13 protein-coding genes are annotated in these 21,439 nt (G+C 68.8%); 4 read left to right on the top strand and 9 right to left on the bottom strand.

What is annotated here, in order from left to right:
- Window positions 1-54 precede the first annotated feature (54 nt).
- From POL25_RS29405 to tssD, 9 genes are all read right to left on the bottom strand, one after another.
- Window positions 55-1,200, bottom strand: coding sequence for a hypothetical protein (locus POL25_RS29405; RefSeq protein WP_272089562.1), 1,146 nt, complete (start codon window positions 1,198-1,200; stop codon window positions 55-57).
- Window positions 1,201-1,445: 245 nt separating this feature from the next.
- Window positions 1,446-2,375: a PP2C family protein-serine/threonine phosphatase gene (locus tag POL25_RS29400; RefSeq protein WP_272089561.1), complete on the bottom strand. Its 930-nt coding sequence runs from the start codon at window positions 2,373-2,375 to the stop codon at window positions 1,446-1,448.
- A 400-nt stretch (window positions 2,376-2,775) separates the two neighbouring features.
- Complete coding sequence (locus POL25_RS29395) at window positions 2,776-5,709, bottom strand: SNF2-related protein (protein WP_272089560.1); 2,934 nt, start codon at window positions 5,707-5,709, stop codon at window positions 2,776-2,778.
- Window positions 5,696-7,885 carry a phospholipase D family protein gene (locus POL25_RS29390; protein ID WP_272089559.1) on the bottom strand — a complete coding sequence of 730 codons (2,190 nt, stop codon included), beginning with the start codon at window positions 7,883-7,885 and terminating at the stop codon, window positions 5,696-5,698. The genes POL25_RS29395 and POL25_RS29390 overlap by 14 nt, the downstream gene beginning before the upstream one ends.
- On the bottom strand, window positions 7,882-9,240 hold the full coding sequence (locus POL25_RS29385; RefSeq protein ID WP_272089558.1) for a hypothetical protein: 1,359 nt from the start codon (window positions 9,238-9,240) through the stop codon (window positions 7,882-7,884). The genes POL25_RS29390 and POL25_RS29385 overlap by 4 nt, the downstream gene beginning before the upstream one ends.
- A 732-nt stretch (window positions 9,241-9,972) precedes the next feature.
- Window positions 9,973-10,701: a DDE-type integrase/transposase/recombinase gene (locus POL25_RS29380; RefSeq protein ID WP_272089557.1), complete on the bottom strand. Its 729-nt coding sequence runs from the start codon at window positions 10,699-10,701 to the stop codon at window positions 9,973-9,975.
- A gap of 470 nt (window positions 10,702-11,171) precedes the next feature.
- A complete protein-coding gene (locus tag POL25_RS29375) occupies window positions 11,172-11,945 on the bottom strand; it encodes an SIMPL domain-containing protein (RefSeq protein ID WP_272089556.1) in 774 nt (257 codons plus the stop codon).
- Between the two features lie 307 nt (window positions 11,946-12,252).
- The gene (gene tssH, locus POL25_RS29370) at window positions 12,253-14,886 is read right to left on the bottom strand and encodes a type VI secretion system ATPase TssH (RefSeq protein ID WP_272089555.1); all 2,634 of its coding nucleotides are present in this window, start codon (window positions 14,884-14,886) and stop codon (window positions 12,253-12,255) included.
- 119 nt (window positions 14,887-15,005) lie between these two features.
- Window positions 15,006-15,500: a type VI secretion system tube protein TssD gene (tssD, locus tag POL25_RS29365; protein ID WP_272089554.1), complete on the bottom strand. Its 495-nt coding sequence runs from the start codon at window positions 15,498-15,500 to the stop codon at window positions 15,006-15,008.
- Between the two features lie 349 nt (window positions 15,501-15,849).
- Between tssD and tssB the strand changes: the two genes are divergently transcribed.
- From tssB to POL25_RS44575, 4 genes are read left to right on the top strand one after another with little or no spacing between them, the layout of a single operon-like run.
- The gene (gene tssB, locus POL25_RS29360; RefSeq protein WP_272089553.1) at window positions 15,850-16,359 is read left to right on the top strand and encodes a type VI secretion system contractile sheath small subunit; all 510 of its coding nucleotides are present in this window, start codon (window positions 15,850-15,852) and stop codon (window positions 16,357-16,359) included.
- A 38-nt stretch (window positions 16,360-16,397) separates the two neighbouring features.
- Window positions 16,398-17,891: a type VI secretion system contractile sheath large subunit gene (tssC, locus tag POL25_RS29355; RefSeq protein ID WP_272089552.1), complete on the top strand. Its 1,494-nt coding sequence runs from the start codon at window positions 16,398-16,400 to the stop codon at window positions 17,889-17,891.
- A gap of 4 nt (window positions 17,892-17,895) precedes the next feature.
- Window positions 17,896-19,572 (top strand): serine/threonine protein kinase, encoded by a 1,677-nt coding sequence (locus tag POL25_RS29350; protein ID WP_272089551.1) that lies wholly within the window; start codon window positions 17,896-17,898, stop codon window positions 19,570-19,572.
- A gap of 10 nt (window positions 19,573-19,582) precedes the next feature.
- The gene (locus POL25_RS44575) at window positions 19,583-21,304 is read left to right on the top strand and encodes a penicillin-insensitive murein endopeptidase (protein ID WP_272089550.1); all 1,722 of its coding nucleotides are present in this window, start codon (window positions 19,583-19,585) and stop codon (window positions 21,302-21,304) included.
- Window positions 21,305-21,439: the final 135 nt, after the last annotated feature.

The following is a 21,439-nucleotide window of genomic DNA, read 5'->3' as shown; positions in this document are numbered from 1 at the left end:
TCCTCAGGGACATGCTCCTGCCGCCAGACGCAGAGCAGGTTCGTGGCCGCGCGGTCAACCCGGCGGGTTGAACTCGTCGCAGGTCTGGTCGATGGCCTGGATCGCCTGGAGGAAGAAGGGCGCGTAGTCGGCCTCGCAGACCGAGCCGGAGATCCCGTGCGAGCCCCACGACTCGATGAACTCCTGCCAGTGGGCGCCCTGGGTCAGGTTCGGGTCGTTGCCGGTGATGCAGTCGAGCTCGGGGTGGGGGATGAGGCCGAGCACCACGACGGCGTTCTCGTCGCCGTTCTTGGCCGCGACGACCGACGCCTTCCAGGAGGCGGGATCGCCCTGGTCGGGCTTGTTGGGATCGTCGCTGATGAAGGTGATGACGAGGATCGCGTCGTCGCGGAGGAACCCGCCGTTGCAACCGTTGGGGAAGTTGAGCTCCTCGCTCACGGCCTCCTCGATGGCGTTCATCGGCCGCTCCGAGGCGTTGCCGGCGGTGCCGACCTTGGCGACGCAGGCGAACGTCGAGGCGAGGTCGGGCTGATCGGGCAACATGTAGCGGTGGCCACCGGCCACCGGACACTTGGTGTTGCTGGAGAAGGAGCCGACCGGGTGGATGACCCCGGCGCCGCGCTGCGTGTCGCACGGCTCGAGCTCCGTGGTGCAGGCGTGGTAGTTGGCCGCGGCGCAGAACTTGACGTAATCGGGGTCGCTCTCGTCGCAAGGCTTCGCGCACCGGCCGTTCGCGTCGGTGTCGACGACCATGATGTGGTAGTCGTCGACGTCGCCGAGGGCGGTCTTGATGGCGTCGATGAAGCCAGGGAAGCTGTCGATCAGCGCGTCCTGGTTGTCCTCCATGCTGGTCGAGTTGTCGATCACGAACAGGAAATCGACCTTCTTGCACCCGTTGTCGCCGCCGGTGGTGCCCGCGCCGAGGTCGCTGGCGCCGAGGTCGAACTTGGCAGTGTCGACGCCCGAGGGGTTGGTGGAGGAGGTGGTGGACGTGGAGGTCGGCTCGCCGGTGCTGCTCGTGGTGCCCGAAGAGGTGGGCGCGACGTCGCTGGTGCTGGTGGCGTCGGTGGTCACGGGCACCGTGGTCGCGCCCGTCGGCGCCGTCGCCACGCTCGTGTCCCCGCGCCCGGAGTCGGCCCCCCCGCAGGCGGTAAACACGGTCATCGCAATCGCAGACAGAGTGACGGTGGTGCGGAGCATGCGGCGACCATAACATCCGGCGCAGGCCCCGGGGCAAGCGCCTGCACGGAGCCGCGGGATCGAGGTCCAAAAGCACCGTGGAGCGGACCCTGATCGCAACGGGCGCATCGAGGTGCGAGCTCGCGGAGGTGCTGACGAGCCCGCCGTCGCTCGCGTGAGCTCGCCCGAGGTCCACCCGGCGAGGCGATGAAGACACCGTCGTCCCCGCGCCGCGGTCAGGTCACGATGGCGCATCGCTCGGCCCCCTAGCCCGGCCCGAGGATCTCCACGAACAGCGCGGTGATGTTGTCCCGGCCGCCGCGACGTCGGGCGTGGTGAACCGCGGCAGGAGCGGCGGTGCGGATGTCGAGCTGGAACAGGTGCTGCAGGACACCCTCGCGCTGGAAGTGCTCGTGCAGGCCGTCGGAGCACAGCAGCAGCCGATCGCCGCGGGCGACCGGCACCGCGTGAATGTCGACCTCGAGTTCGTCGGCGAGGCCGAGCGCGCGGATGATCGGCGATCGTCGTCCGCGCGCCTGCTCGGGCGCCACGAGCCCTCGCTTCACCTGCAAGCCCAGCAGCGTGTGATCCTCGGTCACCTGCCGCACCGCCGCGCCGCGTGCGTGGTACACCCGCGAATCTCCGACCTGCCCGACCACCGCGACGTCGCCGGCGACGAGCACGACCGAGGCGGTCGTGCACATGCCCGCATAGCGCGGATCGGCCGTGGCCATCGTGCGGAGCGTCCGCGACGCGTTCTGCAGGGCGGTGCGAACGACGGACCCGAGCTGCACGACACTGCTGCCATTCCCGGATGGCTGGCCAGGCCCACGCATCGGTGCGCCGAGCGCCTTCGTCTCGCGCAAGATCCACTCCCACAGCACCGACACCGCCTCGCCAGCAGCGAGACCGCCGAATGGCCTGCCACCCACACCATCCGCGACGATGAACAGCCCGAGCCGACCGTCGGCGAGGAAGGCATCCTCGTTGAGCACGCGCCGGGTCCCCGGGTCGCTCATGCCGGAATGCGCTGTGCGCGCAGCCGACCAGGTGGAGCCGATGAGCGCGGAAGCGTCCGGCCACCGCAGCGCCGAGTGCGCAAAACCAGACACCGGCAGCGGCAGCGCCGGGTCGTCGACCCCAGGCAGCCCCACGCCCACGGCAGAAAGAGCGAGTTTTCGGCGGCGATGGCTCATGAGACCTCCGACCTGCGAGCGCGCATCCTCGCACAGCGCGGTGGCGCTCACAAGGATCGGAGTGGCCCGGCAGGCGCATCTTCGCACGGGGCGATATCGCTCACAGGTGTCGGCGGGAGACCCCATGAACCGGCCGGAACCGGGGCGTTCGCGTCGAGCGCGAGGGGCTCAGGGGACGATACGAGTGGAGCGCGCCATTCTGCGGTCTGTTGCTCGATCGCTATCATGATAGCGCTGGGATGGCTCGATCCGTTCGCGCGTTGGCCCGGCCATCCTTCACTGTATCGACGCACCGATCGGGCACATCATTCGCACCTAAAAAAGCGCGAGGCTGCAATGACAGCCTCGGCGAACCATTGATTGTAGGACGGCGCGACGAGCTGAACCTGCGCACCGCGCGTCAGGAAGGAGAGCGCGGGCGCAGGTCGATGCGGAGGCGGTCGGCGAGGGCCGTGGGGAGCGGCGGCGGCGGCGTGTCGACCTCGGCGTACTCCTGGGGATCGGGCGGCGCGCCGAGCAGGAACTCGAGCCATTTCTCGCGCTGGCGGACGACCTGGTGGATCCGCATGTCGATCGTCTGCTGGATCAGCGGGTAGAGGATCTCGAGCTTGGCGTCGGCGTTCTTGTCGCGCAGCTTGTGGATCCGGCCGCCGAGGCGGTCGATGCGGCCGACGCGTTGCTCGAGCTGGGCGGGGTTCCAGGGCAGGTCGTGGTGGATGATGCGGCAACACGAGCGCTGCAGGTCGAGGCCCTCCTGCATGACCTCGTTGGCGATCAGTACCATCGGGTACAGCGGGGTGTTGAAGGCCTCGCGCAGGCGCTCGCGCGCCTCGCCGTCGCTGGTCTGGCGGACGAACCGGCCCTCGAGCAGCTCGCCGTCGAGGAGCTTGTCCTGCGACTCCTCGGAGAGCTCGTAATGGAAATACTGCAGGAACTGCCGCAGCTGAATGACATAGCCGCGTCCGACAGGGGTCTGCCAGAAGCCGTCGACGAGGTCGAGGAGCTCGCGCGAGGGGACGGGATCGACGGCGAGACCGGACGAACTTGCTGCGGCGATGACGTCGGCGATGAACGGGACGTAGCGCGCGGTGAGGTAGCGGGCCAGCCGTTCGACGAGCTGGATCCGGCGCTCGTCGGGGAGGCCGTACATGTTGCCACGGAAGTACGTCCACAGATGGGGCTGCGCGCTGACGACGAGCTGCGCGTGCTCGCGCGAGATGTTCCAGGTCGGGGTGTGGTGCCCGTCCTCGGACTCCTCGAGCTCGTCCTTCACGAGGTCGTAGCCGTGGGGGATGAAGCGCGGGTCGCAGACCCGCTGGATGACCTCGGAGAATTCCCTGGCCCAGGCCGGGTCGTGTTCACGGCGGAGTTCGACGGCGGCGCGCTCGACGACCCGCTTGAGGATGCAGAAGTTGATGCGTTCGGCGGAGGTCGGGCCGGTGCGGACCTGGCGGAGCAGCGGCTCGGCGCGTTCGACGATCGCGTCGAGGTGGCGCTCGCCCCAGTCCCCGAAGTCGAGCAACGTCTGCAGGTAGCGCTCGCGCAGCGCGAAGTAGAGGAGGTCCTGGGTGCGGTGGAATCGCTGCTGTAGCAGGGCATGGCGGCCGCGGGCGTGGCGGTCCTCGCCGCGCTCGCCGAAGATGCCCTCGTGGTCGGCATCGGGGTAGGCGTGGCGCCAGCGGTCGAGGAGGCGGTCCTCCCAGGCGTCGTGCAGCTTGCGCTGGAGCTCGTGCAGCGTCTGGATCCGGGCGCAGAAGATCAGCGTCTTTTCACCACGCTCCTCGGCGGCGCGCAGGACGTCGCCCAGGACGTGCGAGAGCTTGGGATGACTGTCGCGCTCGTCGGAGAGGTTCTTCAAGATGTCGCGCAAGAGGCCGCGGTAGCGCTCGATCGACGGGATCGCGGCGGTCTTCTCGTTCGAGAGCATCTCGCTCTTCTGGGCGGCGCTGTAGGACGAGACCATGTTGATCTCGACTGCGGCCTTGTGGGTCGGATGCTTCTGGTCGAACAGTTCGGCGATCAGCCGCTCGTAGGCGAGGAAGGGGATCATCGCCGGACCCGCGACGGGCAAGTGCCTGGGGCAGTGGTCCCGGTAGAGGAAGCGGTCGTCACGGCGGCTGCGGACCATCCAGCGGCGGAAGGCCGGTTCGATGCGCGCGTCCTTGAGCTCGATCAGCCGCCGCACGTGCAGCGCGACCGGGCGGAGAGCGGGGTTGTCGGGGAGCTGTGAGAGATCGGGCGAACGCTCGAGGTGCTGGCCGAGCTCGGCGGCGAGCACCGGATCGACGCGGCCCCAGTCGCGCTCGAAGGCGGCGTAGGTGCCCTGATAATCGCGGATGTCGGTCAGCAGCTGCTCGGCGCGCTCTTGCAGGTCGGGAGGCGCGGTCTGGGCGAGAGAGAAGAGGGCGAAGACCTGACGCAGCTCGTCGATGCCGAGCTGGAACGGCGTCGCGGTCAAGAAGAGGGCGTTGCGGAAGCGCTGGCGCAGGGCCTGGCTCAGCGACAGGGCGCGCTTGGTCTCGCGGTTCTTGAGCTTGTGGGCCTCGTCGACGACGAGCAGGTCGAAGGTCGGGAGCAGGGCGCGGGCGAGCCGGTAGCGGGCGAGGTCGAGGAGGTCGAGGATCTTGCCGACCTTGTTGTCGGCGGCGAAGAGCTCGTTGCCGTGCTCGGCGTAGGCGGCGTCGAGCGTGGGCTCGTTGCCGTCGGCGCGCGCGAAGGCGGCCGCGAGGTGCGGCTCGAGGGCGGCGTAGTCGAACTTTCCGAAGAAGGTCTCGGCGGGTTCGCGCTGGCAGGCGCCGTCGCGGAAGCGGCGGAAGATGGCGGCGCGCGTCGGGCCGGAGAGGCGCTTGTAGCGACAGAAGAGGTCGAGCAGGTCGGCGTGGTCCTCGCGGACGCCGCGCAAGAACAGGCTGATCGGGGCGATCAGCACGCGACGGCGCGGGGCCTCGACCAGGAGGTCGCCGAGACGACCGACGTCCAGGATCGCGTCGGGCTCGAGGCCGCCGTAGATCTTGCGACCGCCGCCGGCGTCGGCGATGAAGCGCCGGATCTCTCGGGTCCACTTCTTGTTGAGGTCGGGGCCGGGCGTGATGACGAGGAAGCGGCTGTCGGGCGCGACGTGAGCGCGGGCTGCGAGCACGCCGAGCGCCTCGAAGGTCTTGCCCATGCCGACCTCGTCGGCGAGCACGACGCCGGGGTGGTCCTGCAAGATGTCGAGGGCGCGGAGGACGGTGTCCTCCTGCCGCTCGATGTCACGCGAGGAGATGTTGCCCTGCTGGGCGTGCGCGCCGAGGTCGAGGAAGGTGCGGAGCCAGGCTTGGTCACGCAGGGTCATGGCGTTCGCTCGGGGCAGTCAGTGGTTGATAGAAGCGCAGGATCGGACCGATCCACGGGCGACCTTGAATGTCGGGCGCGAGCGCGCCGAGGTCGGCGCGCAGGTCGTTCAGGAACCCGGCGAGTTCGGCGAGCTTGCTCGGCTGGTCGGGGTCCGCGGGCAGCTCGAGCTCGCTGAAGGTCTTGAGAAGTTCGGCGCCGTAGAACCACACGACCTCGCGGGTGAGGGCGCCGCCGATCGCGTCGCGCATGCGCTGCCAGACGGCGCGGACACCGATCGGGCCGGCGAGGATGTGGCGGAACGCGGCGAGGGTGATGTTCTCCTCGCGGAGGTCGCGGGCGAGGTTCTTCCACGTGCGGAAGATGTCGGTCGGGGTGAAGCCTTCGCCGAAGATGGTCTCGAGGACGGCGGAAGTGCCCTGTGGGCCGGCCTGGGTGGCGACGTGGCGCAGGCGCTCACGACCGATCCGGCGGCTGAGCAGGGCGATCAACTCGGCGAGGCCGTACTGCGCCTCGACCGGGTCGGCGGGCAGGGCACCGAGGTCGGTGACGCGGATCGGGACGCTGTAAAAGACGCCGGCGATCTCGAGCGTCAGCTCGCAGCAGATCGCGAGGAGATCGAATCCGCCGAGGCGGAGCTCGCCGAACGGCGGGGTGTCACCGTGGGCCAGCTGGCGCTCGACGTACAGGAGGCGCCAGGAGGTCGGTGCCGCCGCGATGCCATCGGCCCAGACGACGCGGAGCTCGCGGGCGCGAGGGTCGTAGGTGGCGTCGGCGATCCAGCGACCGAGGTTGACGCCGGTCGCCGGGAAGACAGGCTCGGCGAGTTGAAGCTGGTCGCGTGGACAGGCGATCAGTTCGGGTGCCAGATCGGGGAGGGCCCATGCGCCCTCGGCCGAGAAGACCATGGCGAGCTCGACGTTGCCGTGCGGTGGCGGGTGCAGCAGGGCACGGCCAGAGGCGTTGGGAGAGCCGACGAGGACGTAGGTGGTGATGACGCCGCGACGCTCGGTGGTGATCGTCAGCAGTTTGGCGTGCAGTGGGCGGCGCACCGGGCGGTCATCGTCGAAGCGGAGGGTCGGCAGGAGCCAGGTCCGCAGCTCGCGTTGACTGGCGAGCGCCTCGACGATCCGCGCGGGACCGTTGGCGACCGGCGGGGCGGCCGGATAGAGCTGACGCGCGGCGTGGGCCTCGTCGGCGTCCTCGCGGGACCACGAGCGCTCTTTCAGCCGGTGGTCGAGGTAGCGGACCGTCTTGGCGGTGCACTTGAGCGGGATGAAGTACTCGATGGTCGGCGGATCGCCGGGCGTGCGATGGACCCAGAGCTGGCCGACTCTCTGCTCGAGCGCGGGGACAATAGCCGGGGGACCAAGCGGGCCGCCCTGCCAGCCGAAGCCAAGGTGGAGCTCGGCCTTGTGGCTGTTGCGAGCGGCGAGGATGTAGCTGACGAGTGATTGGACCTGTTCGAGTTCGGCAGCCTGCTGATCGTCGCGCTCGAAGAATGGCGCGAGCACGCCGAGCTGGAGGATCTCCGCGTCGCGCGGGACGAGCTCGAGGAAGGCCGGGAGCAGCGGGGCCTGCAGGGAGTGCAGGACGTGGAAGGTGCGGGCGTCGGCCTGGGCGGGGGCGGTAGCGAGGCGAGCGGTGAGGCTGGTGCGGACGAGGGCGAGCTGCGGGCTCGGTGCGCCAGCGAGGGCCTCGACGCCGCCCAGGAAGCCGAGTAGCGCGCGCAAGGCAGCGACGTCGTTCGCGTCGCTGTAGCGGAGCTTGCGGGGGAACCACAGTTCGGTGTTGTCGCCGTAGCCACCACGCGTGAGGTTGCCAGACCCAAGGAGCAGGTTCGCGTGATCGTTGTGGACGAGCAGGGCGAGCTTGGGGTGGAAGACGCGAGCGGAGATGAGACGAAGGTCGTAGGGGAGGCGCTGGCCGGGTGTGCGGGCATCGGCGTCCACGAAACAGGCGACCGGAACGCCCTGGAGCGCCTTTAGACCCTCGCGCAGGAAGTCGGGGAGCTGTTCGTCGGGATCGCTCTGCAGCTTGAGGATCGTGCGCAGGACGTGCGACTCGAAGAAGATCGGGTCGAAGGTATAGGAGCAGAAGACGGCGCCGAGGCAGGGCTCCTGGCTCTCGAGACATTCGAGGGCGGTGCGCCGCGGGGGGGCGGATCGTTTCGTCATTGCGGCGCTCCGTTCGTGGCGGGGAGACGGCCTGTCGTTTCGAGCAGGTTGCGGACGATGTTGAGCTTGAAGGCGGGGAAGCGGGCCTCGAAGCGGTGGCCGGTGTAGCGGGTCTGGGCGATTCTGAGGTCGCCGCCGTCATGGGCGATCCAGCTGTCGCCGGTGGTGCGCTCGCGCTGGACGCGGCGGTGGAAGGCGAGGATGTGGTCGAGGACGGCGTCGGGCGTGGCGCCGGAGAGATCCTCGGCGAGGCGGAGGAAGACGCGGCCGTGCATCGGCAGTCGCTGCAGACGCGCGAGCTCGGGGGCGGCGAGCAGGGCCGCAGTGGCGCGGCGGAGGTTGTCCAGGCGTTCGGTCGTGAGCGACTGGCCGACGATGCGGGCGCGCGCGGCGATGAAGCCGGCGTCGGTGATGTCGGTGTAGATGGTGTCGAAGCAGTCGCGTACGGCGACGGCGGTGTCGCCAAAGGCGAGGGCGAGGCCGAGCAAGTCCCGCAGTGGAGCGTCGACGGGGCCGCAGCGACCAGCGAGCATGGCGAGGAGCACGTCGCGCGGATCGTGGATATCGAGCCGGGTCGCCCGCTCGACGAGGCGGGCGACGGCGAGGCTCGGCGGCGGGGCGCGCTCGACGACGGCCTCGAAGATTCGATCCTGCTGGGGCCTGCGGCCGAGGATGCTGGTCAGGCGCGAGCGCTCGCCGAGGGTGGCGAGGCGGAAATTCTGGAACTTGCGCTCGATGCGACTGGTGGCCGGCGCGAGCACGTGCAGCGCCCAGTTGTCGAAGCGCTGCATGTGCGTGGTGCCGGGCTCGCCCCAGAAGGCGTCGACGATCGGGGTGGCGGCCGGGGTGATCCGCAAGCTGCCGGGGTAGACGAGGCCGAGGTCGCGGAGCGGGACGAGGTACGCGCCGAGGCCGCCCAGCTCGCTCTGGCGGGAGATGAGCGGGTAGTCGCGCGGGAGCGGCTTGTCGCCGGAGAACCAGGTCTTGCTGACGCCACGAGCGCCGCGCATGGCGTCGGGGTGACCGCGGCCGAGCGAGCCGTTGCGGGACTCGAGGGTGGCGAGCGCCCATAGCCGTTCCCACCGTTCGAACAGCCGACGGCGCTCGTCATCGTCATCGGGCAGGCCGTATTCCTTGAGGGCACGCTCGGCGAGGTCGAGGCCGTAGAGGACCAGGGCAAAGTACTGCGCCTGGCCGCTGCGGGTCGTGAGCGCCGGGAGGAGGAAATAGCCGAGCTGCTGGCCGAGATAGTCGAGCGCGAGCGGGTCTTCGAGGACAAACTCGGACTCGCCCGGGAGCGGGGCGGCCCAGAGCAGGACCTCGGCAGGGCGCGCGAGGGGGACGAGGGCGATCATGACTCGGAAACATCAACACAGGGAGATGGGCTTCACAAGGCGGCTTGCGCTCTGAACGGTGTTAGCCAGAGCCATCAGGACGCGGCGCGCTGGCAATGATCATCAGCCGTCGTCGACCCATTCGTCGCTCGGGAAGCCCGTCAGCGTGAACGCGCCATCGCAGCCGATCCGGATCTCGATGGGTGCGGACCCAGTGGTCGGGCCGTAGCGATCCGCCTCGTGCTGCTCAAGCGGACTTATGGATGAAGCTCAACGTCGCCCGCACCTCCGCCGCAGCGCGGCGAACGGCCCCGGCGAGCGACTCGTCGCCTGGGTTCAGGGTGCCTGCTGGCCTGCGCCGGCTGCTGGAATCCGGACACGTGGTCGTTCACGCGGCGCGTCGTCCGAACATGTCGACGAGTTCGCTGCGGAGATCCTGAGCGTCGGAGACGCTCTGTCCCTTGAAACAACCGCGAGTTCGGTGTCGTCCGATACCCGCGTGGGCGGTTCAATCGGCAAAGGGAACGCCATCGCGGGGCAGAGCTCGAGGACCTCTACGTTTATCTCGACCATTGAATCTGGCAAACGACCCGCGGGGAGGAACTGCTGCCGAGTACGGTCATCGGCCGCCCACGCGCGTGTAGAGCAGCGCTTACGCTTCGAACTTGACGCCGGGCACGCCATCGTCCGGTCGCAGCGACACTCGGTCGGATCAAGTTCAAGAAGAGGGGGCTCGGTCGGGATCGGAGCCTGTCAATGACTTTGAGACACGGCGCGGGTCCTGTTTAGTGAATGTGAGATTTCGCCGCAGTAGCAGTCCGGTGGGCTATCGGTCGTGCTGCACCTGTCCGAAAGGACATGGACGTCGTACTCGCGAAGGCCGCGTTCGAGGCGGCGCGGTGGGTTGATGTAGACCGCGGCGGGTGGCCGGCGCGGCGTGGGCCTTCCACGGACGAAGCGCTCGGGATGGGCTTCGAAGGCGGCGTGGAGGGCGGCAGCCCTGATGGACAGGATGGCCTCGGTGCGGCCGTAATGCACGTCGGCGGGGGCCAGGAAGGCGATGCCGGAGTGGCGGTGGTGATGGTTGTAGCCGTCGACGAAGCGGGCGCAGAAGGCGTGGGCGTCGTCGTAGGAGGCGAAGCGGTCGGGGTAGTCGTGGGTGTACTTGAGGGTCTTGAAGTGGGCCTCCGAGTACGGGTTGTCGTCGCTGACGTGGGGCCTGCTGTGCGAGCGGCGGGCACCCAGGGCATCGTAGAGGTCGGCGAGCTCGCGCGACGTGGGAACGGCGCCGCGATCGGCGTGAATGGTCAATTGGTCAGGTTGGATGTTCTGCTTGTCGCAGGCGGCGCGGATCAGGCGTGCGGCGAGGTCGGCGCTCTCGCGGTGCGCCAGGGTCCAGCCGACGACGCAGCGGCTGTAGATGTCGAGCAGGACGTAGAGGTAATAGCTCGTCGAGGGTGATGATATCGAACATGCGCTCATCCTGCGGCGCCAGACCGACAGATTCGTCGCTACGTCTGTCGAGCGACAGATACGGCTGATCGACGAATTGGATGCGCCGTTTCGCGACCTTCGGCGCGGGATTCGGCTGTTCAAGTTTTGGAACCGGCAAGCGGCCGTCGGGTTCCATTCCTATGCCGTGGAGGTTCTGGGCATGTATGCCGTGGACCGGGATTTTGCGACACGCGGCAAGCTTCGTGTCGCGGAGGAGTGCCTGGTGGAAGCACTCGGCCAGCCCGTGTAAACGGGCGAGCCACGATTGCCCGGGCGACGTACCAATCGTGTCTGGCGCCGCGCGAGGCGGTCTCGCGGCCTCTCTACCCGCCGGGCTGCGGGAGACGAGGGCTGGCTCGCCGTTCAGCGCCCGTGCCCGAGTTGGTGCGAACATTGGGCAAGTGGTCTCGCCTCTCGCGGGTCGCTTGCCAAGCAAGAACCCTCAACCCCGCGGAGCCCTACTTCAGCTCGAACGTAGCGTGGACGATCGTGATGATGTCCTTCTCGAGCGACGAAGTATCGTTGTTGCCGTCCCACGAGCCCGTCGTGGAGTTTGCCGGGTTCACGTTGATGACGCCCATGTCGGCCGTGCGCAGCGCGCCGATCTCGGCGCCGCCGGCCGAGGCGACGATGTTGTCGGCGCGGGTTCGGGCGTCGCGCGAGGCTTCGGCGAGCATCTCGATCTTCACGTCGCCGAGCTTCGTGTAGAAGTACTCCGGAGCGTCGGAGCTGACGGTCACGCCTTGCTCGAGCAGCTCGGTGACCTCGCGCGACATCTTCTCCACCAGGGCGACGTCGCTGGAGCGGACCTTGATCTCCTGCAGCGCGTCGTAGCCCTTGAGCACTTGCTTCTCGATGCGGTTCTCGCCGGTGCCGTGATACTCGGTCTCGTAGGACGGGTCGACGCTGGCCGAGGACAGCCAGATGTGGTCCTTGGGCACGCCGTGCTTGATCAGGAACTCTTCGGTGCGCTTGGCGTTGTCGTGGAGCACCCGATAGGCCTCGGTGCGGCCGTCGGCGCTGGCTTCGACGGTCGCGGTCCACTCGATGAAGTCCGAGACGATGCGCTTCTTGGCCGAGCCGGTGACCTGGATCGTGCGGACCACGGGGCGCACACGGACGCGCTCCCAGGTGCTGCTGGCGATGTATGTGGCGAGGACCAGCGCGACGCCGACGCCGAGGAGGCCGAACGGTCGCAGATCGAGGGAGGCGGAGGGCTTGCTCGGTTCCATGCTGAAGGCGCCTTACGTCGCAGGCGCGCCAAACATTCCACGCGGCCGATCTTTCAGGACATGTCCCAAAGATCCATCACCGTGAGGTCCGACACGCCCTCTCCAGGCCTCACTGCGGGGCCGCAGCGTCGCTAGGCGAGGCAGGGCGGGCTCGCGGAGCGAGGTTCCGCGGGCCCTCGTGGCCGAAGAAGGCGCCGCGGAGTGACGCGACGCTTGCTGGCGCGGGTAGCAGAAAACCCTCGGGGACGGGTCCGTCCGCGAGGGTGTGGCTACGTCGTCGGCCCGGGAGAACTCCGGGCCGGCGGCGTCACTCGGGCAGCGGGTCGAAGGTGATGTCCCAGGCCTCGCCCTCTTTGCCGAGGCCGATGCGGAGCTTGCTCGGCTGCTGACCAGCGGCGAACGCCTCGAGCAGCTTGCGGCTGAGCACCGGCATGAGCGAGCCGCGGAGGATGTGATCGACGTTGCGGGCGCCGGTCTCGGCCTCGTTGCAGCGAGCGGCCATGGCGTCGTAGACCTCGTCGAGCACTTCGGTCTCGATCTTGTGGCTGTCCATCAGGCGCTTGCGCAGGCCCCTGAGCTTGAGCTCGGTGATCTCGCGCAGCACCGCCGGCGGCAGCGGCTGGAACGGCACGATCGACATGCGGGCCAGCAGCGCCGGCTTGAAGTGCTTCGACAGCGTCGGCCGGATCGCCTCGACCAACTCCTCGGGCGAGCGCTGGGTCAGGCCGTTGTCGGTCTGCTTCATGATCGCGTCCGAGGCCAGGTTGCTGGTGAGGATCACGATCGTGTTCTTGAAGTCGATGAGGCGACCCTCGCCGTCCGACAGCATGCCCTTGTCGAACACCTGGTAGAACAGGTTCATGACGTCGAGGTCGGCCTTCTCGCACTCGTCGAGCAGGACCACCGAGTAGGGCCGCTGACGCACGGCCTCGGTCAGCACGCCGCCCTCGCCGTAGCCGACGTAGCCCGGCGGCGAGCCGATCAGGCGCGACACCGTGTGCTTCTCCTGGAACTCCGACATGTTGATCGTCGTCATGAAGCGCTCGCCGCCGTAGAGCAGGTCGGCGAGGGCCGTCGCGGTCTCGGTCTTGCCGACGCCGCTGGTGCCGACGAACAGCAGCACGCCGATCGGGGTGCTCGGGTTGCGGATGCCGGCGTGGGCGATGCGCAGCGTCTCCGACACGACCTTGACCGCGTTGGGCTGACCCTTGACGCGCTCGGTGAGGGTGTCCTCGAGGCGCAGCAGGCTCTCCATCGCGTCGCGCTTCATGTTGCCGACGGGGATGCCGGTCCAGTTGGAGACGACGCGGGCGACGGCGTCGCTGTCGACCTCGGCGTGGATCAGGCGCTCCTCGCCCCCGGCGGCGATCAGCGTGGCGTCGGCGGTGCGCTTGGCCTCGCGGAGCTCGTCGGTGGCCGCGTCGCCGGCGGTGCGCAGGGCCTCGCGGGCCTTGTCGACGGCGCCCAGGGCCTCCTTCTCCTCTTGCCAGCGGCGGTCGAGGGCGGTCCGCTCGTTCTCGCCGCTCCGCAGCTTGTCGCGCAGCTCGGCGAGGCGGGCGAGGTCGACGAGGTTGCCCTCGCGATCCTCGCGCTCGAGCGCGCCGATCTCACGGCTGAGCGCCGCGAGCTCCTGCTCCTGGCGCAGCATCGCCTCGGGCCGCGACGCTTGCTCGATCTTCACCCGCGTCGAAGCGGTGTCGAGCAGGTCGACCGCCTTGTCGGGCAGCTGACGGCCGGAGATGTAGCGGTGGCTGAGCTTGACGGCGGCGATCAGCGCCTCGTCGCGGATCGTCACGGTGTGGGTGCGCTCGTAGGTGTCGCGCAGGCCGCGGAGCATGACCAGCGCCTGGTCCTCCGACGGCTCGTCGACCTTGACCAACTGGAAGCGGCGGGCGAACGCGGCGTCCTTCTCGAAGTACTTCTTGTACTCGGACCAGGTCGTGGCGGCGATCGTGCGCAGCTCGCCGCGGGCCAGCGCGGGCTTGAGGATGTTGGTGGCGTCGTTGTCCTTGTTGCCGACGATGGTGTGGGCCTCGTCGATGAACAGGACGATCGGCTTGGGCGAGGACTTGACCTCCTCGATGACGGCCTTGAGGCGCTTCTCGAACTCGCCGCGCACGCCGGCGCCGGCCTGCATGAGGCCCATGTCGAGCTCGAGCAGCTCGACGTCCTGCAGCGCGGTCGGGACGTCGCCCTCGACGATCGCGCGGGCGAGGCCTTCGACGAGCGCGGTCTTGCCGACGCCAGGCTCGCCGACGATGATCGGGTTGTTCTTGCGCCGGCGGATCAAGATCTCCACCAGCTGGCGGATCTCCTGGTGGCGACCGAACACCGGGTCGATCTTGCCCTCGCGGGCCTTCTCCGTGTACGACGAGGTGAAGCGGCGCAGCGCCTGCTCGCCGGCGGCGACCGGCGTCGCAGCAGCGGTGCCGCCGCCTGTGCCGCCCGCAGGGGCCGAGGCCGCGCGCACGGCCTCTTTCGAGCCGGCGGCGATGCCTTCGAGGTCCTTGCGCAGCGTCTCGAGGTCGATCGCGGCCAGCTCGGGCAGCGTCTCGGCGCTGTAGCGGTGGCCGCGGGCGCACCACTGCTGGATGAGGTGGCCGGTGCGGATCTCGGTCGAGCCGTACTGCAGCGAGGCGACGACCCACGCGTCCTCGAGCCACTGGAAGAGCGTCTCGGCGAACACGGGGCGGCCGGCGTTGCCGGTCCGCATGGTCTCGAGGGCCCGCTGCACGCGCTGCCGCAGGCGCGTCGCGTCCTGATTGAAGTGCGAGAGGATCTTCGCCGCGTCGGTGTCCTCGGCGCTCAAGATCGCGACGAGCAGGTGCTCGGGGACGATCTCGTAGTAGCGGGAGCTGGCGGCGTGGGACACCGCGGCCTCGAGCATCGAGGTGCAGGTCGGGTTGAGCCTTCGAACGATCGCTTTCGGGTCGACGCGCATGCGGGGTCTCTCGCGGGGAAAGGTGGGGAGGGAGGGGGAACGCTATAGTAGAAAGCCAGGCCGGCCAGGCGCGGAGACGAACTCACGCGCCAGGCCGTTTTATGTGCAACGAACGGCGATCAGCCGTCGCTGTTCGACCACGAGTCGACGAACTCGGCGCCCGTGGGGACGAAGATCCACGTGATGGTGTGGTAGACGATGCTCACGGTCTCGAGCGGCGGGGCCTTGGCCTCGGCCGGGTCGAGGGCGTTGGGCGAGAGGCGCTCGATCGAGTCGACGCGGCCGTTCTCCAGCTTGACGGTGAAGAACTGCTCGGTCGTGCCGTCGCCGGTCGGCATCGGGCGGAAGAACTTGAACTCGGCGTCGATTCTCTCGTTGCGGCACAGGGCCTTGGCGATCAGCGGCGAGCTCTTGTCGATGCGCTTCACGATCCGGATCGGCGCGTGGACGCGGCGACCGACGGCGGCACGGCTGCCGTGCTCACGCGCGGTGCGGACGCTGTCTTGGAATTCGACGCACTCGATGGAGTTCTCGCGACCCAGCGAGGTCTGCGAGCTCTCGCCCTGGATGTCTTGGCCATTCGCTTTCAGGTACAGATGGACGGTCTCAGCCATGCGGGACACCTTATCAAAGGCCCCCGGGCCGGCTACGGGCTCGACACCGGTATTTTCGCGCCTGCGCGGCCTCCAACGCGACTTTGGCTCGCAGAATCGCGCATGTGCAAATTCGCGCTGGTGTCACTTTCGCGCGAGCGCGCGGCGACGTCCGGCACGCCCTCATCCGCGTTACGTCGGTGTCAGCGTGCGGTGATTTCGCGCGCGCGATCGCGGCGCCTCTCGCACGCTCTGGACGTCGGACGGCTCGCCGTTCTATGGTCCATGCCGCAGAGGTGGCGCTGTCTGGTGCACCGCGGGGACAGACGGGGCGACGAAAACAGTAGTGTCCGCGAGGATGGGTGCCTTCATGAGCAAGGGTAAAGACGGATCGGTTGCGCCGAAGGAGCGCGTGAACATCACGTACAAGCCGGCCACGGACGGGGCGCAGGAGGACGTCGAGCTCCCGCTCAAGATCCTCATGCTCGGCGACTTCACGGGGCGCCAGGACGACCGGCCGGTCGAGGAGCGCGTCCCCATCAACGTCGACAAGGACAACTTCGACAAGGTGATGGCGGCGCAGAAGCTCGAGACCGACATCAGCGTCACCAACAAGCTGACGGACGGCGATCAGGGCGACCTCTCGCTCAGCCTCAAGTTCGACACGCTGAAGGACTTCCGCCCCGAGGGGATCGTCGAGCAGGTGCCGCAGCTCAAGGAGCTGATGGAGCTGCGCAACGCGCTCACGGCCCTCAAGGGCCCGCTGGTCGGCGGCAACGTGCCGGACTTCAAGAAGAAGCTGGTCGAGGCGCTGCGCGACCCCGACAAGCGCAATCGCCTGATGAAAGAGCTGGGGATCGAGGACAAGCCGGGGTCGTGAGGCTCTCCGCCACGGATTCGCAGAAGGAGTTTTAGGACATGTCGGACACGAATTCCCAGACAGCGTCGCAGCGGCAAGCGGGCGAGTTGCAAGACTCGCTACTCGACTCGCTGCTCTCCGAGACCAAGCTCGGCCCGAACGACGGCGAGGCCTACGAGCTGGTCCGCCGCGGCACCCGCAAGCTGATGGACGATCTCCTGCGGTCGCCCACGGTCGCGCCGAAGATCGACAAGGGCCTCATCGACGAGATGATCGCGGACATCGACCGCCGCCTCACCTCTCAGGTCAACCAGATCTTGCATCACCCGCAGGTCCGCCAGCTCGAGTCGTCCTGGCGCGGCCTCAAGTACCTGGTCGACCAGATCGACTTCCGTGAGAACGTCCGCCTCGAGATCGTCAACGCGACCAAGGAAGACCTCCGGGTCGACTTCGAGGACGCGCCCGACATCACCAAGTCGGGCCTCTACAACACGATCTACCGCAACAACTTCGGCGTGTTCGGCGGCAAGCCGTACGGGGTGATCTGCTCGACGTACGACTTCGGCACCGGGACCGAGGACATCCAGCTGCTCAAGCAGTTCGCGGCCGTGGGCGCCATGTCGCACGCGCCGTTCCTCGGCAACGCCGCACCGAAGATGTTCGGCGTGCAGTCGTTCACCGACCTGCCCAAGCTCAAGGACCTGCAGGCGCTGTTCGAGGGCCCGCAGTACGCCAAGTGGAACAGCCTGCGCGAGACCGAGGACGCCCGTTACCTCGGCATGTGCATGCCGCGCTTCATGCTGCGCGCGCCGTACGGCAAGCGCGAGAGCGAGCTCGGGGTCAAGGCCTTCGACTTCACCGAGGAGGTGATCGACGACCACGACGCGTACCTGTGGGGCCCGGCGTCGCTGGCGATGGCCGCCAAGATCGCCGAGAGCTTCGCCAAGTACCGCTGGTGCCCGAACATCATCGGCCCCCAGGGCGGCGGCGCGGTCTACAACCTGCCGCTCCACCAGTATGAGCAGGGCGGCGAACTGAAGAGCAAGATCCCGACCGAGACCTCGCTCGACGACCGCCGCGAGTACGAGCTCGCCGAGCAGGGCTTCATCGGCCTGGTGTTCCGCAAGGACAGCGACAACGCGTCGTTCTTCTCCGCCAACTCGATCCAGCGGCCGAAGGTGTTCGCCAAGACCGCCGAGGGTCTGGCGGCGCAGACCAACTACATGCTCGGGACGCGCCTCCCGTACATGTTCGTGATCACGCGCCTCGCCCACTACATGAAGGTCCTCCAGCGCGAGCAGATCGGCACCTGGAAGTCGCGCGCCGACCTCGACCGCGAGCTCAACAACTGGATCCGTCAGTACGTGTCGGACATGCCGGATCCGCCGGCCGCGACCCGCTCGCGCAAGCCGCTGCGCAAGGCCAAGGTGATCGTCGAGGAGGTCGAGGGGCAGGTCGGCTGGTTCCGCTGCAACCTGGCCATCGAGCCGCACCTCAAGTTCGAGGGCGCCGAGTTCACCCTGTCGCTCGTCGGCAAGCTGGACAAGTCCTAGCCAGGTGACAGTCACTTCGTCACATCGGATCGGCACCGTCGTCGGCGGTCGCTACCAGCTGCGCGAGTCCCTCGGAGGCGGGGGAGTCGGGCAGGTGTTTCGTGCCTGGGATACGCAGGGCCAGCGAGCCGTCGCGCTCAAGGTCCTCGAGCCCGGGCGCGCCGGCGACGACGCGCTCGACCGCTACGCCAAGTTGATCGCCACGGTCGGTCGCGCCGGCCACTCGGGGCTCGTGCTGCCGCGCGGGCTCGGGCTGGCCTCGCGCAACCCGCCGATCGTGGTGATGGACTCGCTGACCGGCGACGACGTCGGCAAGCTGCGCGCGCGCGTCGGCCGAATGCCGTGGATGCGCGCGCTCGAGCTGTGCGGCCAGACGGCGGAGATCCTGCACGCCGTCTATGCGAGCACGCGGACCGCACACCGCGACCTCAAACCGAGCAACATCTTCGTCACGGACCGCGGCGAGGTCCGGATCCTCGACTACGCGACGGCCGAGCTCGAGATCGTGTCGAGCGACAGCACGCGCGTCGACTCGGCGCTCGGCACCGTCGACTACCGCGCGCCCGAGCAGCTCGAGGGTCGGGCGACCGACGAGCGCACGGACGTGTTCGCGCTCGGGGTCGTGCTGTTCGAGCTGGTCAGCGGCCAGCTGCCGTTCCAGGGCCAGTCGTATTACGAGATCGCCCGCAAGATCATGGGTGAGCCGCCGCCGCGGCTGGCCGACGTCGCGCCCGACGTGGGCGTGCCGGTCGGCGTCGAGGGCCTCATCCGCCGCGCGCTCGGCAAACAGCCCGAAGAGCGCTTCGCCGATCTCAAGGCGATGGCCGACGCGATCGCCCACGTGCGTCGGTTCCCCGGGATCACTCCCGGCGCGCCGGTGACCGCCGCGGGCACGATGATCGAGGTGCGCGGCCAGACCCCGCGCCCGTCCGGCACCATCACCGACGAGGAGGACGACGAGGACGACACGACGACGACGTTGATGTCGACCAAGCGTCCCGGCCGCAGCGGCGCCAACCTGCTGATGCAGCAGTCGCCGAAGCTGCAGGCCGATCGCACGGTGGTCGGACCGAGCCTGTCCCAACGGTCAGGTTCGATCGGGCCCACCAACAACCTCGCGACGCTGCGGCCGGTCAGCGCGACGGTCGTCGACCCGCAAGCGCCGGGCCGCACGATCGTGGCCACGACCACCGGGGCCGGGCGCACCGTCGTGGCGCCGACCACCGGCGCCGGCGAAGAGGCGCCCGTCGATCGCACGGTCGTGTTCCGCACCGACAGCCACCCGGCCGTCGGCAGCGGCGGCACGGTGGTGCTCGGGCAGAGCAAGCCGCCGCCGAGCGAGTCGACGATGATCCTGCCGGACCCGTCGGCGCAGCGGGCCGAGTCGACGATGATCCTGTCCGACCAGGGCGGCATGCCGGCGCGGCAGGACACGACGATGATCCTGGCCGACCCGAACATCCCGCAGGGCGAGACGACGATGGCGATGCCCGACGCGGCCGCCGCGGTGCAGTCGCGGGCGCGCCCGAACGAGGCGACGATGGCCCTCGACGGCCACGCCGCCGCTGCGCTGGTCCGCAAGCCGGCGGAGTGGTCGCTGCAGAAGACGCTGATCATCGTCAACGTCGGCTGCGGCCTGCTGATCCTGGTCGGCTTGCTCGTGATGCTGCTGGCCGGTTGAGGAGGACACCGTGGCTGACGGACCTGTCTTCAAGGTCATATCCCCGGACGGCGACGAGCGCCGGGTCGCGTTCAAGGGCCCGGAGATGCAGGTCGGCAGCAGCGTCGACTCCACCCTGGTCCTCGGCGGCCACGGCGTGTCCAGCAAGCACTGCCGGATCTCCTTCAAGGGTGACAAGCTCATCGTCACCGACCGTGGCTCGCGCAACGGCACCTACGTCAACTCGCGCCGCTGCAGCGAGCCGACCGAGTTCCGCGCCGGCGATCGCCTCAGCATCGGCGCCTACGTGCTCGAGATCGCCGACGACGACCGCGACCGCAAGCTCGAGCAGAAGCTGAAGTTCGAGCCGGTCGCGCTGGCCCGCGGCGAGGACGAGCAGCGGGCCGTCGAGCAGCGGCGGCTGGCTCGCTACGCCCGCGAGTGGGTCGACCACGGGCGGGCGCGCCGGTTGCTGTTGCACGGCCGCGACCTGGGGCTGGCCGAGGGCTGGATGGCCGTGCCGGCGCAGCGGGCCGAGGTCGAGGCCGAGCCGCTGCTGCGCGAGTTCGTCGGCGCGAGCATGCGGGCGCACATGATCCGCCGGGCGCTGCAGTTCACGACCGGCGGCGTGCTGCTCGGGGCGCTGGCGATCTTCCTGTTCAACCGACCCGCGGCGACCGAGCCCGAGCCGGAGCCGACGCCGACGCCGACGAGCATCGACGATCAGGTGGCCGAAAGGACAGGTCCTTCGGGGCCGACGGCGCGCGAGGAGTGGATCGAGCACCAGGTCAGCCCGAGCGAGACGCTCGAGGACATCGCCCGCTACTACGAGGTGTCGCCGGTGCTGCTGCAGCAGTGGAACGGCGGGGTGACGACGCTGCTGACGGACATGAAGCTCAAGGTGCGGACGACGCGTCCGCCGCGGCCGCCGCTGGTCCAGGAGTACTACACGGTCGGCGAGGGCGAGGACTGGCTGGCGGTCGCCAACCTGTACAGCACGAGCGTCGACAAGCTGCGCCAGTTCAACCCGAAGGTGCCCGACCGGCTCAAGGGCGGCGAGGAGCTGACGCTGTGGATCGACGCCGGTGCGTTCGGGGCGAAGTCGCCGAACCCCGACGACCTGCCGATCTTCATCGTCCCCACGGGCGCGAGCTCGGTCGGCGGCGTGACCAGCGGGACGCTCGTCAATCCGGTGCAGCTGCTGCCTTCGCCGCTGGCCGATGTCCGCTGCGCCTCGCACGCCTACGCGACCAACCACACGCTGTCGCAGCTGCTGCGCGGGGTCTCCGAGTTCCGCGCCCAGGGCTTCAGCAACCAGGTGATGATCGCCGACCTGTCGCTCAAGGACGGCGGCGGCTACGGCCGTCACAAGTCGCACCAGTCCGGCCGCGACGCCGACATCTGGCTGCAGGTCAAACGCAAGCGCTACCTCGACGGTTGCAAGAACTGCAGCACGACGAGCTGCCGCCCGGAGCCCGAAGAGGTCGACTGGCGGACGACGTGGCGGTTCATCCGCGCGCTGAACTCGACCGGGGCGATCCAGGAGATCTTCCTGTCGCACTGGCTGCAAGAAGAGCTGCACAAGGCGGCGATCGCCGAGGGCGAGAGCGCGGCCGAGCTGAAGAAGCTGATCCAGTGGCCGCGGCCGAAGGGCGCGCCGGCGCTGGTGATGCACTCGGACGGGCATATTCACCACATCCACGTCCGCTTCAAGTGCGACCCGAACGACACGGCGTGCAGCAACGCGAAGTGACGCCGCGTCGCCCGCAGCAGCGGTGACGCCGCGCGAGCGGGCGGAGCGTGCAGGCAGTGTCTTTCGGACATGCCCTCGAAGACATGTCTGTTAGCAAATGTCTTCGACGACATGTCGATAGGGACATGTCATCGA

The organism is Nannocystis bainbridge (assembly GCF_028368995.1).
GTDB classification, from domain to species: Bacteria; Myxococcota_A; Polyangia; order Nannocystales; family Nannocystaceae; genus Nannocystis; species Nannocystis bainbridge.
Note: the sequence above shows the minus strand (reverse complement) of the source record. Positions and strands in the feature narration are given on the sequence as shown.